Origin of the sequence: Psychrobacter maritimus (assembly GCF_904846345.1) — a bacterium.
Lineage (GTDB): Bacteria > Pseudomonadota > Gammaproteobacteria > Pseudomonadales > Moraxellaceae > Psychrobacter > Psychrobacter maritimus.
This window is the reverse complement of sequence record NZ_CAJHAJ010000005.1, coordinates 1-14,981: the sequence shown is the minus strand read 5'-3', so window position 1 is coordinate 14,981 and position 14,981 is coordinate 1. Positions and strand designations below refer to the sequence as shown.

Annotated in this window: 12 protein-coding genes; 11 read left to right on the top strand and 1 reads right to left on the bottom strand. The window is 42.0% G+C overall.

The annotated features are described in order from the left end of the window. The first annotated feature begins 307 nt into the window (after window positions 1-307). The 11 genes from JMX50_RS08055 (at window position 308) to JMX50_RS08005 (ending at window position 13,618) form a co-directional block, all read left to right on the top strand. Entirely contained in the window at window positions 308-1,759 is a 1,452-nt protein-coding gene (locus JMX50_RS08055) for a phospholipase A (RefSeq protein ID WP_201629155.1), read from the top strand. A gap of 27 nt (window positions 1,760-1,786) precedes the next feature. Continuing rightward, complete coding sequence (locus JMX50_RS08050; RefSeq protein ID WP_201629154.1) at window positions 1,787-2,590, top strand: ComF family protein; 804 nt, start codon at window positions 1,787-1,789, stop codon at window positions 2,588-2,590. A gap of 362 nt (window positions 2,591-2,952) precedes the next feature. Next, the gene (locus JMX50_RS08045) at window positions 2,953-3,441 is read left to right on the top strand and encodes a Tfp pilus assembly protein FimT/FimU (RefSeq protein ID WP_227670976.1); all 489 of its coding nucleotides are present in this window, start codon (window positions 2,953-2,955) and stop codon (window positions 3,439-3,441) included. Next, window positions 3,438-4,004, top strand: a complete 567-nt coding sequence (gene pilV / locus JMX50_RS08040; RefSeq protein WP_201629153.1) for a type IV pilus modification protein PilV — start codon at window positions 3,438-3,440, stop codon at window positions 4,002-4,004. Before JMX50_RS08045 ends, pilV begins: the two co-directional genes overlap by 4 nt. Next, the gene (locus JMX50_RS08035) at window positions 4,004-4,984 is read left to right on the top strand and encodes a PilW family protein (RefSeq protein ID WP_201629152.1); all 981 of its coding nucleotides are present in this window, start codon (window positions 4,004-4,006) and stop codon (window positions 4,982-4,984) included. Before pilV ends, JMX50_RS08035 begins: the two co-directional genes overlap by 1 nt. Before the next feature lie 21 nt (window positions 4,985-5,005). Next, window positions 5,006-5,893, top strand: a complete 888-nt coding sequence (locus JMX50_RS08030; protein WP_201629151.1) for a pilus assembly protein PilX — start codon at window positions 5,006-5,008, stop codon at window positions 5,891-5,893. 42 nt (window positions 5,894-5,935) lie between these two features. Then, the gene (locus JMX50_RS08025; RefSeq protein WP_201629150.1) at window positions 5,936-9,817 is read left to right on the top strand and encodes a pilus assembly protein PilY; all 3,882 of its coding nucleotides are present in this window, start codon (window positions 5,936-5,938) and stop codon (window positions 9,815-9,817) included. An 11-nt stretch (window positions 9,818-9,828) separates the two neighbouring features. Beyond that, window positions 9,829-10,377 (top strand): type IV pilin protein, encoded by a 549-nt coding sequence (locus JMX50_RS08020; protein ID WP_201629149.1) that lies wholly within the window; start codon window positions 9,829-9,831, stop codon window positions 10,375-10,377. A gap of 26 nt (window positions 10,378-10,403) precedes the next feature. Beyond that, window positions 10,404-10,895: a type IV pilin protein gene (locus tag JMX50_RS08015; protein WP_201629287.1), complete on the top strand. Its 492-nt coding sequence runs from the start codon at window positions 10,404-10,406 to the stop codon at window positions 10,893-10,895. Window positions 10,896-11,214: 319 nt separating this feature from the next. After that, window positions 11,215-11,658: a pilin gene (locus tag JMX50_RS08010; protein ID WP_201629148.1), complete on the top strand. Its 444-nt coding sequence runs from the start codon at window positions 11,215-11,217 to the stop codon at window positions 11,656-11,658. A gap of 70 nt (window positions 11,659-11,728) precedes the next feature. Continuing rightward, window positions 11,729-13,618, top strand: coding sequence for a hypothetical protein (locus JMX50_RS08005; protein WP_201629147.1), 1,890 nt, complete (start codon window positions 11,729-11,731; stop codon window positions 13,616-13,618). A 46-nt stretch (window positions 13,619-13,664) separates the two neighbouring features. Here the strand turns inward: JMX50_RS08005 and JMX50_RS08000 are convergent. Continuing rightward, window positions 13,665-14,981 (bottom strand): hypothetical protein (locus JMX50_RS08000; RefSeq protein WP_201629146.1); only part of this gene is annotated, 1,317 nt, incomplete at its 5' end.

The following is a 14,981-nucleotide window of genomic DNA, read 5'->3' as shown; positions in this document are numbered from 1 at the left end:
TTTTTTACTTTTATTAAACAGCCTGTTTAGTTTATGCGCTAAAGTCTTGGTTTCGCGGCACTTATTCTTATTTAGCTTATTATTTATACTGGTATTATGCAGCGATAACGCTAGTATAGTACACATATTTTCATTACAATAAAGCAACATTGCCGAAAGAGCATTACCTTACGTAATGGCTGCCTTTTATGTCCCAATTTATTGATTTTCTTTTAGTTCTTATTCTATTTTAGCGTTAACGCTAATGGTTATATTAATTATCTCATATACTCTGCTGACGATGATGTCAGTTAGATAAAGGACACTTATGCTTTCCCATATTACTCCGCAGCGCACCTCTTTGCCCTTTATTAAAGCGCGAAAAAACACCAGTTCTCAGATGCCTAAACGCTATTTAACGATAGCGGTCGGTATGGCGCTTACTTGTTTTACGCTGCAAGGCCATGCGGCAAATGGCGGTGAAATTTATGAGGATTTGCCTGTAGAGGATATCGCATTTGAGGCTGAATTGGATAAGTCCTCAAAAAGTGTCAATAAGCGCGTCGTAAATTTGAATGCAGCCGCGCAAAGCGATAAAGTCATAAGCAAAGATTTCGTCGCGCAGCAAGCACGATTGTTTTATGAATGTACCCAAGTTCAGACCAGTGCTGCCCGTTTGGCCTGCTTTGATAAAGTGGCGGAAGAAGGCAAAAAGCCAAGCTATACCACCACTAAGCAGCCAGTAGATTTGGCAAAAACCTTTCAAAGCACGCTTGCCGGTAATCCACAAGTTGTCCTTGTAGAAGAAAATAGCACCGTCATGACGAATGCCAATGCGGCAGCCAATGGGGCGGCAGACAGTCAGCCTGCGGACACAGAAACCTTAGACACCGTTGGACTGACGCAAAGGGAAGCGGAGGTATTAGAAAGCGTGGGGGTCACCCAAACGGACATCGAAAAATTCACCCCACTAAGTTTATCTTATGATTTGGATAAAAACAGTGAGCGCGGGAAGTGGACGGCTAGACCGTACCGACCGACCTATATACTACCGATATTTTATACCTTTGATCCCAATTTAGGCCCAAATACACCGTCGCAACCTGCAGAGCCTTTAACGTCTAACGACACGCGCAACACTGAGCTAAAGTTCCAGCTGTCTTTAAAGACCAAAGTAATGGAAGATTTGTTCGATACCAGTGCGGATTTATGGTTCGGTTATACCCAAGAGTCGCATTGGCAAGTTTATAATGAAGACAACTCGCGACCATTTCGCGCGACCGACTATCAGCCTGAGATATTTTTGACTCAGCCAGTATCAGCCGACTTGCCTTTTGGTGGTCGTTTACGCATGTTGGGCGCAGGGGCAATTCACCACTCTAATGGGCAAGATGACCCCTTATCACGCTCGTGGAATCGTGCGTATCTCATGGCAGGGGCAGAGTGGGGTAAGCTGTCGGTTATACCGCGTCTATGGGCCCGCGTTAATAACGAGAGCTCTAGCAGTGAAGACAATCCAGATATCGAGGATTACATGGGTTATGGTGATATCAAATTCTTATATGACTTGCCTGCGCAACAGAGTATCAGCGGTACCTTGCGCTATAACCCAAGCACCAATAAAGGCGCAGCGCAAGTCGACTATGTCTACCCATTAAGCAAAAACGTCAATGCCTATGTACAGCTATTCCAAGGTTATGGCGAGTCTATTATTGATTATAATCATGAAAACACCTCTATTGGTTTTGGTATCATGCTTAACGATTGGAAAGGTTTCTAATATAAGCGCGTCTATAGGCATCGTCCGATGCGCCATTTAGCGCCTTATCAAAGCGGACTATGGCTGGCAGAGTATGGAGACATACGCTGCCAGTTATGCCGTATTTATCGTAGTACACCGCAATCACAACACATACAAAATCATTCCTCACCAAGTCCGCCAAATAAGCATTCATTTTTTGCCAAACTGCGCCAGCAAGTTAATAACCGTTTTAATAGCGGCTTGCTTTGCTCACATTGCCATCAAAGTATCGCATGGCTACCCAAACCTTTCGAGGTTGATATCGCTGCGGGCACTGTTCTCTCTATTCAAGCAGCGACCTATTACGATCATCCAATACGCCAAGCTATTCGTGCTTTTAAGCATCATGAAGATATGACCAAGTTACCGTTATTGCTACATGTATTGCGTCAATTGCCTAGGCCGCACGGCTGTCATCAGGATAATAGTGTCATTGTTGCGATGCCAACGACAGAGCAACGTTTAGTTAAACGAGGTTTTGACCCTGTCAGTATTTTAGCCGCGCAATTGTCTAAGCATTGGCACATTCCACTTTGGCAAGGCGTAGAACGTATAGATAATACTATCAGTCAACAAGGGCTGACACGTGCCGAGCGCTTAACCAACTTAGAAAATGCCTTTGCTTTAAGCGAAAGTCCTCCGGTTAAACGCTTATTATTATTTGATGATGTCGCGACTACCGGTGCGAGCCTACAAGCATTAGGTCATGCTTTAAGCGGTCAATCTACCGGCTTATCGGTCATTCATTCTAAGAACTCTCATCAATATCATCTATCAGCCTATGCGTTAGCGCACGGCAGTCAATTGTAAAATCTGTTCCTATCAAAAATTACTTCTATTCATTTATAATAACTATTATGTTGCTAATATGTTGCCTTAACGTTATATTATTGACACATTTTACCTACATATTTCGATTTTTATCGTTTAAATAAAATGCCATAACTCCGATTCACGTTTTAAACGCTTAAATCAAAAAATACATTGGACAAAAGTATCGTTACTGTATGACGATTGTTTCTATTGGAACAAAAATTGCATGTGTTTTAATGGATATAGTTAAAAAAATAATAAGCTGAGAATAGATTTTAGAAGGGCTAGGTACGGTAATTATTACTATGACAGACCTAGCATTTATCAAAGATAGTGACAGCTATAGATAGGGGTTTGATGTGAACGCATCTACAAATAAAGTAGCACAAAAATTACGAATGACCAGCTCAGGATTTACGCTGATTGAGCTGATGGTAACGATTGCCGTGCTTGCTATTATTGTCGGTATCGCAGCCCCTAATATCAGTACCCAGCTTGCCAATCAGCGCGTAAAGTCGACAACTTCTACGTTGGTTAATGCATTAAAAGAGGCCAAAGTAGAAAGCGTGCTTCGTCGTCAAAACATGACCGTGGTCTATAATAATAATGGCACTGCTGAGGGCACTATTACGGTGACAGATACTACCCCAAAGGTCATCGCTAGCTATCAATATGACGCCAAGAGCACCATCAAACCTGCCACAAATTCGATTGTTTTTAAACCTAGCAAAACCGCTGCCGCAGTTACTTATACCATATGCGATAGCAATACGGCTGTCAGCCCTAGACAAATTGCAGTTAGCGCCATTGGTGGTATTACGAATACGTTACAAGGGACCTGTCCATGAATACATTTAGCTCACAGCGCGGTGTCGGTCTAGTAGAAGTGTTAGTGGCTTTACTGCTTTTAGCAGTGGCAGTATTAGGCTTTACCGCTATGCAAATGTCAGCGATAAAAGCCACTGATGAGAGTATGATGCGCACCCGAGCTCTGACTATCATGAGAGGTGGCGCGGAGAATATGCGTAACAATCCGAATGGTATTGCCGATTTTAAAACGGCGATAAATGGTTCTACGGACACAGTAACCGTCGGTGGCAAAGCTATTACCAAAGCTAGCTGTACCGTAAATGCCGTCACTGAACCGGTAGCCGCGGATGGCTGTTCGCTCAACCAGCTCGCAACACGAGACGGCTTACTCCTTAAGTCTTTTGCTGCTGACAATGATATCTCTATAGGTCTATTGTCGAACGGTTGCCCTGATACGACAGGCAAGCAAGAGCGTCAGTGCTTCGTCGCCAGTTGGGGAGATACCACAACCACTATAAGCGACTCTGAAGCCAAGGCTTGTGCCAATGCGAATGGGACTTATAAGAACGGCGCAGAGTGCTTTATTATGGAGGCATACTGATGTTATCGTATAACCAAAAGCAGCACCACTATCCTCAGGCAGGGTTTACCCTTATAGAGCTCATGATCTCTTTAGTATTGGGACTTATTATATCTGCAGCGGTCATACAGGTATATATCACCAACGTGAAGACCAGTAGTATTCAGGCAAGTGGTAGTGAGTTACAAGATGCTAGCGTATTCGGATTGCAACAGTTAGAAAAAAACCTGCGTCTAACAAATTTGGGCAACCCTCAGACCAGTATCACGAGTACTACCAATAAAGGCGGAATCGTGCTGACAGGCGCTAATATCGGTATTCCCGCTTATACTAATACAGGCTATCTGACACGACGTGCTGGAGATAGCACCAGTGGCACCAATGGTTGGTCGGGTATCTCTAATACCAATACCGCAAGCGACCAATTGACTATTCAATACATCAATATTACTGGCAATCCTATTACGGATTGCGAAGGATCGGTGGTCGCCGTCAATGACAACGTTATCGAGCGTTATTTTTTGCGTCAGGTAACCGGTGATACCAGTACTGGTGATATTAAGAAATTGGTACTCGCTTGTGATGCAGGACGTGTAAGTGCAGCAGGTATAACGACGGTGACGCCAGCAACTGATGCACGTAACTTTGGTCAAGCGGGGCAGGAGTTCGTCACCAATGTCGATCAGTTCAAGGTGTTATTGGGTACCCAGCAGACGACGGGCGCTAATGTAGGTCAAATGCTGTTTTTGCCTAGCAGTGCTTATCTTGCTATAACGACCGATAAACCTGCTATAACAGCGGTAAAAATCGGTCTGATTGTTCATGGCAGTACACCTATATCAGGTAATGCTGAGCAATCAGCATTTGCCTTGTTGGGTCAAGCGCCCGCTGACAATACGCTAAAAGCGGATACGACTAGCAAAAAGAAAGTGCGAAATACTTATGAAACCACGACGTTACTGCGTAATGCTCGTGTCGTCAACCTAAGTACTAGCTCATAATATTCGGTAGGGAGACTAATCATGATAGGCCGCTATGATCCATCAAGTTCAAACAAGTACGGTAGCAGTATAAATACGGCATACCGCAGCACTGAGCAGGGTGCGACACTGATAGTGGTGCTATTATTCTTAGTGCTTATCACGCTAGCAGGGGCTATCGCAGTCAGACAAAGCAACACCGATCTGAAGCTTGCGACGAGCGATCAAATCAATACCGTGCTGTTACAGTCATCTGATAGTGCTAATCAAAAGCTCGAGATGATGGTCAACAGCAGCCCGACGTCTGTCGCTTATAAAGATGTCGTGAGCTCGGCAGGGGTGTTTGGTCATTTCATACTAGACGATAATAATAAAAATCACGAGTTCATCTACTGCTTTAATCCGCGCACCGTTAAGTATTTGACCAAAAACGCTACTGTCAAAACACCGCCAACTCCAGCATCAGCTGGAGTGGATGCGTCACCAGGTGGCTATTGGAACAGTCTAAATAAAGGCGTATGTGATTATACTGAAGCAGGCGATTATACCAGTGCCAGACAGACTGTAATGACGCAGATGAGCGTCTCAATCACCCCTCCAGATCCCAACGCCGAAAGATTCGGTCATGTGGTACTCGGCAAGGAAATCGAAGATAGAACCAGCAAAAAGTTCAAGTTTGATATTAGAGCAAGCTCGGCATTACCGGCTTATAGCGAGCCAAAAGATAGTGTAGGATCTTGTTTCGCTAAAACCAGTATCAAAGCAAACACAGAAGCGACCAAAAACTCATTGAATGAATGTATGTTAGCAGCCAAAACACCAAGTAAAATGTTATATGAGCAAGCAGACGTAGCAAACCTATCTTCTGCTAAAGAATGTATCCCATTCGGTAGAGGTGAACAAACAGGATGCGTATTAGCAATCCCTTAGTCTCGCTACTCATTTTATTACTTACAGAAAAGGATAGATGTCATGAAACGACTCAATAATGTATCGCCAGCTCGCGATAGCAAGGTATTACCGCTCAAGTATCTGGTCGTGGTCATGGCATCGATGATGATCTTGCCTGTCGCGCAAGCCGATGTCGCGGGCAAAAAGATCGGCGACTTAGAGATCTATAAAGCGGCTGAAGGCGGTAAGACTACGATCACCATGATGCTCGATACTTCGGGTAGTATGGCAGCGAATGTCACTAAAGATGCCTGTGACTTGCCTTCAGGTGTTTCAAATAACCAAGTCAGTGTCGACACTCAACCTTCTACTACCACGACTAGCTATACTAAAAGATACTGTGAGCTAAACAACAGCAAGAGATACTATTATCGTTTATCTCCTGAGGGTAAATGGTATCGCTGCGGGCCTAGCGATGGCTCTGGTAGCAGTAGTTATGATATTAATAATATATGTCCAACAGCAGTGGCTAATCCTTCCTTAGGTAGTGAGTATAGCTTTGTCACCTCTGGTTCTAACAACAAGTACTATTATACCTCTACTAAGTACTATGATCGTTTAACACGTTTAAAAGATGCTATTTTTACACTGCTGGATAGTAGTCTATTAGATCCTAATAAAGTAGCGATAGGTATTGGTCAGTACTCTACTCAAAGCAATAGTAGTAATACTGATAAAGTAGCTGATGGAAGTACCGGTAAGATACTGGTACCGGCAGCTTTAGTTAACAATGCACAGCGTAACTTAATCAAGACAGAGATCGCTAAATTAACTGGTGATAAGGGTACGCCAACCGCCAATGCCTATGCAGAAGTAGGCGCTTATATGTTAGGTACTAATACCTCTGGTTCTACTTATAGTGGTTATAACGATTCGGTTTACACCTCAAAAAGCGGTGGCCGTTATAATAGTCCCCTGTCATCACCCTCATCTTGTGATGGACGTGGTATCTACTTCTTAACCGATGGCAATCCTAACAGTTCTCCAAATCCTAACTATGTAATGCAATTAGCTTTAGGGGCCAGCTCATTTAGCATACCCTCTGTAACGCTTCCTAATGGTAGTGAAAATAATCATGGTATGCCACAAGTAGGTGCATTTGCCAAAGCCTTACGTGATCCAGCGCTCAATCCGCTAGGTACGAATCGTGAGATATATACCGCAGTCGTGGGCTTTGGCTCAGTGTTTAATGTCAATGCATCAGATATCGTCAACTTACCTTATACCAACCCCAAGACTGGTATCACTGCCAACCGTGACTTTTATAATTGTGCAAGGATCTCGGACATTGATGCGAAAAATGCCTGTAACTGGGGTGAAAAAGCACATCCTGATCTGCCAGGGGTTGGCGGCTTTGGAGAGGGCGGCTTCTACTCAGCGCAGTCCACAGATGATATCGTTAAGAGTATTACTAGCTTTATCAGTGGCTTAAATCAGAATCTTCCTTCTACGCCCTCAGGCACTATCATTATCCCTGACGATCCGTATCGTGCGGACAGCCAACTCGCGGTTGCCTACTATCCAACCTTGCAAGCCGATGTGGCAGGTAACTCAGTCATTTGGGATGGTAATATGAAAAAATACCTCCTAAATGAAGGCACGCTCTATGGCAAGAGCAACTCAAAGCTATTTAGTAATGTAGCCGGAGATCTAAATCCAAGCACTCAGGATTTATGGTCAGACAAGGACTATGGCGGTGCCAATAATGAAGTGAAGTCGGGTGGCTTCTATGCGCTACTGAACACCCCAAACACTGGTGTAACATCGATCCGAACCCTATATGTCGAAGATTTGAACGGTACGACGCCAGTACTACGAAGGTTTGGGGTGAATGCCTCGGGCAAAGTCGTAGTAGATAATGCAGCATTGACCACTACCTCATTTAGCGATACGGCTACCTTTGACGAAATCACTTTAAAACGACTGTTGAACTTATTAGGATTCAATAATCTGCCGAATACAGCGGTCAAAGATATGACTCTCACAACTGCTAATGCAACTGAAGAAATTAGGGTGGTTGGGGCAACCATTCACTCAACGCCAGCTGCGGTATCGTATTCCGCCACGTTAGATGATGATGGTAAGGTCACGGCGACGCGTGATGATTATGTCTTATTTGGCTCGAGCGAAGGTGGTCTGCATCTCGTAGATGCTGATAATTATAGTGCTGGCGGAGATGGCGGAAAAGAAGATTTCGTCGTCATCCCTAGAGAGATGCTCATAGATAAGAACAAATCTCTCGCGTTAGTTGATGATTCAACCAAAGCGCAGATAGGCTCGCCCAACTTCGGTATCGATGCACCTTGGTTAGTCAGTGCCGACTATAAATACGATTTAACCAATAACACTGTGAATATTGCGACGGATGGTAATAAAGGTCTCTATGCTTATGGTGGTCTGCGTATGGGTGGCGAGGCTTTATATGGTCTTGACCTGACGACTAGAACCAGCCCAAGCATGATGTTCACGATCACGCCAGCTAAGGCAGGATTTAGCCGTATGGGTCAGATATGGTCTAAGCCTACCAAGGCAAAGATCAAAAGAACCAGTACTGACACTGGCACTGATGTCCTAGTGTTCGGCGGTGGTTATGACACGTGTTATGAATATGAGAAATTCCAAGTTGGCGTGACCGATACCAGTTTAGGTACTTGCTCAGGTAAGACTAATGTAAAAGGTAATGACGTATACATCGTCAACGCTATCACAGGTGACCTGATATGGTCAGCATCTAGTAATGGCTCTCCATCAACGACAATCAGTACGATGACAAACAGTGTCGTCGCAGGTGTTACCACGCTTGATCGCGATAATGATGGATTTATGGATCATATATACTTTGCCGATTTAGGCGGTCAGCTGTTCCGTGCTGACTTTACCAACGCAGGGTTCAAGACGCCAAGCGCCATTGGTTCACCAGTGGGGACACCAACGACGACGACCGCATTTGCTAATACGCGAGTGACGCGTATACTCAGTGGCGCTTATACGGGTACCGATACCAAATTCAATCATCGCTTTTATGAGCGTCCAGTGGTGAGCTTCCATCGTAACTCTCAGAGTAGTAGTTTATTTGCGCTCGTTAATGTCATTTCAGGCGATCGAAGCTCACCACTCTCTAAGATACGTGATCTGAGTAAGTCCGATAGACTATACGGTATTATGGATACTGATGTGACCAAAGCGGATAACTTCCTCTATGCAAGCAACTTTACTACGACATCGGCTGCTGCGGGCGGTCAGAGGATATTAGACTTATCCGCTAATAATACCGCTGCCAGTAATCTGGTCGAGCTGCCGGGTACCATAGGCACTCTTAATACAACAGGATATACACTAGCGCAGAAAAACGTAGTAAGTGAGCTGATGCGTCAGGGTACAAAGCAAGGTTGGTATTATCCGCTGACTCGATTCGATGGCTATGGCAATGTACGCTATACCAAAGGTATTGGTAAATCACAAGTCATCGATAGCTTCTTATATACTACAACATACAACCCAGATATGAGCTATGGCTCAACGAACTCTTGCTCAGCCAAGATCGTCGGCGGTTCAGAGCGTCAGCTATACTGCCTACCATACGGTATCTGTACCGATCCCAAGTCCAAAAATGGTACCGGCGGCTTTGTCAGAGCAGGTAAAGGGCTACAAGAGCTTACCCTAGGACCACGTAGCTCGACACTGTCGAACCAGCGTTTGCTCATCGGAACTCGTACACTGGCAGAGCGTGCGACAGATCGGGTGGACTTCGGATCGGATATTAGCAAAGACGCCTATAGCCCGATAAATGAAGCACAGGGCTTAGGCTCAGCAGATGAGATTATCGGCAGCGGTAGCGCCCCTGAGTTGATATTTAATGAGCGTTTTTCCTTACAGCCAAAAACATGGTATGAAGTAGACTGATGAGGCATAGCATGCATATTAAAATATCTAAGCAAGCGTCAGGCTTCACGCTCATCGAGCTGATGGTGGTGGTGGTGATTGTCGCTATCCTAGCGGCAATTGCCATACCCTCGTATCGACAGTATGTGGTACGCAATGCCGAGTCACAGGCACAAGCACGTATGCAGCAGTTGGAGCTGGAGCTCAACCGCTGGCGCGCCACTGCCTTGACTTATAAAGGTTTTACGCCTAGGAAGGTAGCAAGCAACGGTGACATCAGTTACGCCTATGATGCGGCGGATAACAAAACCATCTATGTACCCAATGGATCGACTAGTGCAAACTATCGCTACAAGATTAGTCTGGTCGATATTAGCACTGATAACAGTCTCGTACCGACGAGTAGCGCTTATTCTACCGCTGGCAACGCGTGGCGTATGCTTGCTGAGCCAAGCGCTTCACTCGAAAGCTCGAGCGCCAATATCATGATGACCTCGAGTACCGCGGTAAAATGTAAGAGTAAGGATAGGACGATTACTACGGCATCTAATGACTGTGGTACTGGTAAGGAGATGTGGTAATGAGCGCTTATATGAGTAGTTATACGATGCAACCAAAGCAACCAAAACTGGCTTTCACGGCTAGACAATTCTCCTCTCATCAGCGTGGTTTCACCTTGATCGAGGTGATGATCGTCGTCGCAATTATCGGTGTATTAGCAGCGATTGCTTATCCAAGCTACCAACAATATGTCATCAAAACCAAACGTACCGATATGATGAGTGACATGCAAAATATAGCTTCCGAGATTGAGAGTCGCAAGTTGGCGCAAGGTAGTTATAGTGTCATTAGTGCAGGTGTCAAAACAGATTTTGCGATCGCCTATCCAAGGCAGGGCACCCAGTTATATGATGTCACTATCAACCCTATTCCTTTAACGCCACCAGACAATACTCTGACGAGTAAATGGATCATTACTGCTACCCCTAAGGCGAATAGCCAAATTATTAATGATGGTATTTTAACTCTAAATTATCAAGGTATTAAATGTCGACGTAACGTCTGTGGTACTGGCGATGAATGGACTAAATACTATTAATTGGATGAATATGTTAATAATTTGACGAAAATTGTCAAATTCCATTACCTTTCCCTACCAAGAATGGATATACTGACAATTTTCAGCATTAATGGCGTAACATTAGTTACCAAAATTTCTGATTCCAAAGACAAAAGCTGTCTATTAGTAAAATTCGTGACTCAGATATCTAATAAATAAGAAAAATTATGCTGATTAATGGATTGGCATAATAAATGCAACGTTTATAGTAAGAGAAAAAATACATTACTTTCCTAAAGATAAAACGCCACAGTATCAACAACAGCTACTTATCTTTATATACCCCAAAGGAGTTCATATGAACACTGCTCAAAAAGGTTTTACCTTAATCGAACTAATGATCGTTGTTGCTATTATTGGTATTCTAGCTGCGATCGCTATTCCTGCATACCAAGACTACATCACACGCTCACAAGTTTCTGAAGCTGTGACTTTAGGCGGCGGACTAAAAGCACCATTGGCTGAGTATGGCGCAGAAAAAGCAGCATGGCCTGCTCTAGTTGCTAATGGTACTGCAGCAACTGCTGGTCAGCTTAATGCGACTATCAGTGGCAATTACTCTACTGTCACCTCTGCGATTGGTGGTACGTATCCGACTGGTACCGTAATTACTACTATGACCACTGGTAATGCATCAGGCCAAACTCTGTTTTTTGCAACTACTGATGGTGGTTCAACATGGGATTGTAAATCTAATGGCACTCTTGTGACTAAATATCGTCCTAATGCTTGTAAAAACTAAATAATATATTTGCTAACCAGTTAAACTTAAATAAGACCATTTTTATGGTCTTATTTTTTATGAGAATATTATGATTCGGACGCCAATGACAAGGAAGGTACTACCTTTAATACTGATCTTAGCTTTTGCTATTATACTGTATTATCCAGCATTGTCTTTTGGCTATGTATGGGATGATAGCCTACTTTTTATTCACAATATTGAGTTATTAAAGCCAGCGCTTAATTGGCACATGCTGTCGCAGCCAGTACTTCCTGGTACTAGCTATTTCAGACCTCTAGTTTTCTTGACCTGGTTTACTGAGTTCCATTATTTTGGTCAAAACACAGTTGTTTCCCACGGTATTAATATATTTATTTATTTGTTAAATATCATTCTATTATATGCTATAGGACTTAAGTTATTTACTCAACTGAACAAGAAAAATGTGACTTTATGTGCAAGTATTGCGGCGCTTTTATATGCAGTACATCCAGCGTTAATTGAAACTACCGCATGGGTGTCTGGACGTTTTGATTTACTCGTTACTTGTTCTACACTCCTAGCTTGTTTGGTTTATTTGCAGCCTATAAGCAGCCGAGTATTAAAAATAACTCTGCTAAATATATGCTTTTTGATGGCGTTGGCGAGTAAAGAGCTAGGGGTGGTGTTACCATTAATATTAGTGTGTTTAAGCCTAATGCGTAGTATCAATAGTAATTTTATTGAAAATATAGTAGCGTTTATACGCGGGGAGTGGGACTTAATACTCAGTTTTACAGGTAGTTTTTTGATTTATATTCTACTTAGGGTCTATTCAGTACAGCAGATTTATCATAGTACCATGAGTGCAAGTTATGTTCAGAATGTAATCATAGATCATAAAGTACCGCTTCATGCTCTAAGTGCCTACGTATTTGAGGCTATATTGCCTTTTTATGCCGTTGCGCCATTACATCCTATGGATAGTTTTGTTGCGCCCTCTGTATTTGTCACCTTTAAGATTATAGTGTCATTATTAATGTTTGTCTTTTGCATATATCAAGCGTTTATTAAAAATAGTGCCGTCGCCTGGTTAGGTGTTTGTGCTCTGCTGGCTATTTTTCCGGTGCTACATATCATACCCCTTACGGTAAATGATAATTTATTTCATGATCGCTTCATGACATTAGGACTTGCCTTTGTAGCTTTAGCCGTTGTGGCGCTGCCATACGAGAAATTTATGGCAAGAATAACCGTATTGCGTCCTCAAATAAAAACAGGAATACTATCTGTATTTATAGCTTTTTGGCTTGGTCTCGCCTCTATATCTGTACATAACATCTTGCCTTTTTGGAAGTCCGATCTTACATTATGGCATTGGATGTATCAGACTTATCCTGATCATAATATGGTTCGTTATAGCTACTACCAAGGACTATATTCAGCAGGGCAATATCAAAAAATAATTGACGAAGCACGACTGATAGAAAATCAAGAAGAGGGCTTAGAGGCAGGTGTGCAAATTATTTACGCAAATGCACTATTAGCAGTCAAAAATCCTGAAAGCTTTGATTATTTACAAGGTATAGTAGAGATTATGCCAAAGTTTTACCAAACTGCAAACAACCCACGAAATGCTCTATCACACTCAGATATTAATTTAACTCCTCTGCAAGTAGCGGGGATATACAATAGCTTATCGCTCACATACATAGTTTTTAAAGATAATCTTGAGTTGGCAATGAAATATAATAAGATTGCCGATAGTTATTTGCTGCCTACAGAACGGTTTAAGAACCAATATCAAAGAGTTGCTATTAGATATTTGTTAGACGATAAGGATGTCGCTATCAGCTTATATGATAATCTTAATAATGCTATTCCTAATAATAAAGGACGATATAATGAGGATGTAAACTCTATTATTGCAAGCTACTGTGAGCAATATACTGAGAAATCTATCTGTCAAGATTATGCGTTAAGCAACCCCTTTAAATAAAAGGGGAAGACAGTGATAGTGGTATAGAGCTAGATGTTTATTTGACCTACTGATTTAACTGATAAGGATACCAATAGTTTTTATAGTAAGCTTGTGAATCGTTTAGCAACAGATGGTGCGGATACTTCGTAAATGCTTGTCTAGCTACTTCAAAGGTTTTGCCATTGTGCCAGTTAATAATAGCTTTTAGACGTCGTCTATCATTTAGTGGTGCTTGAGAGAGTAGTACGGCTTGATCAAAAACGTAGCTATCATTAGGGGATGTGATAAGGTTACGCTGATTTTTAATGCTATTTATATATTCTATATTAGGTTCTCTACGAAAATGGCCTATACGCCAATAACCGTAATTAATAGGGTGTGCGGCTAAGTACGAGTTTGTTAGTCCTAATCGATCAATGATGTATGTGTCGGGAAATAATTGACTAGTTATATAGCCGTTAAATCCCATGGTATATAATATAACAGGTTCGTTATCTGCTTTTTCTTTATCAAACAGCATGATAGTTTCTGAAAAGTGATCTGCTATAGAGATATTTTTATCTAAAATAGTAGGCCAGAAACCAGTAGTTTGATAATAAAAAGCACGCTCATCAGTAAATCCTATATTGTTAACCATAAATTCGTTTGGATTCTTAAATGTATATTGATAGAGATTAAATAGACTTAGAGGTATAGCAATAGCAAATAATGCTTTTAACATTACTTGATTTAATTGAGAAGTATTTTTAGCAAGTAAAAATAACCCGGTTACAAAGGGTGCGGTTAAGAATCGACCATACATATAATCTCCGCCAACATTGATAAGATATAATAAATACAGTCCGATACCTATTGCTAAAATTTTATTAAGGGTGTTTTTCGATAAAATAAAAGTACTGAATATGCATAGAATGAATATTAGTGTAAAGGGTTCATATAACAAGTTTGCATATAAAAAATTGAATCCATTACTTTGCAATACGGTAAGTGGTAGTCCAGTGTTTGTTTTAGCAATAACAGAATTTGCAAAAAAAGAGCCATAGTAATAAACTGCGAACAGACTCCATAGTATAACGGGTAAAAACCCTAAGAACCCTTGGAGCAGAGATTTCTTTAACGCTTTATCTTTATGGGCTTGATAGAAGTACAGAAAAACTGCCAAAGGTAAAAATATAACAATCAGATCCATTCTAGTTAAAAACATACTACTAAGAATAATACTGGTTGTGAGGTAGAAGTACCTATGTGTCTTTAATTTCAGTATGGCATAAAAAAACGCAGCTATTAAAAAGTAGCTTAAGCTGTTTTCTAATCCTGATGATGAAAAATCTAATACTGCCTTTGAGCTGATCAATAGTAAAAAATATAATAAAAATTGTAT

Excerpts from the sequence above, each read along its gene's own strand:
- JMX50_RS08010 (WP_201629148.1), top strand. The coding sequence starts at position 11,215 with ATGAACACTGCTCAAAAAGGTTTTACCTTAATCGAACTAATGATCGTT.
- JMX50_RS08050 (WP_201629154.1), top strand. The coding sequence starts at position 1,787 with ATGCGCCATTTAGCGCCTTATCAAAGCGGACTATGGCTGGCAGAGTAT.
- JMX50_RS08005 (WP_201629147.1), top strand. The coding sequence starts at position 11,729 with ATGATTCGGACGCCAATGACAAGGAAGGTACTACCTTTAATACTGATC.
- JMX50_RS08025 (WP_201629150.1), top strand. The coding sequence starts at position 5,936 with ATGAAACGACTCAATAATGTATCGCCAGCTCGCGATAGCAAGGTATTA.
- JMX50_RS08015 (WP_201629287.1), top strand. The coding sequence starts at position 10,404 with ATGCAACCAAAGCAACCAAAACTGGCTTTCACGGCTAGACAATTCTCC.
- JMX50_RS08020 (WP_201629149.1), top strand. The coding sequence starts at position 9,829 with ATGCATATTAAAATATCTAAGCAAGCGTCAGGCTTCACGCTCATCGAG.
- JMX50_RS08055 (WP_201629155.1), top strand. The coding sequence starts at position 308 with ATGCTTTCCCATATTACTCCGCAGCGCACCTCTTTGCCCTTTATTAAA.
- pilV (WP_201629153.1), top strand. The coding sequence starts at position 3,438 with ATGAATACATTTAGCTCACAGCGCGGTGTCGGTCTAGTAGAAGTGTTA.
- JMX50_RS08030 (WP_201629151.1), top strand. The coding sequence starts at position 5,006 with ATGATAGGCCGCTATGATCCATCAAGTTCAAACAAGTACGGTAGCAGT.
- JMX50_RS08035 (WP_201629152.1), top strand. The coding sequence starts at position 4,004 with ATGTTATCGTATAACCAAAAGCAGCACCACTATCCTCAGGCAGGGTTT.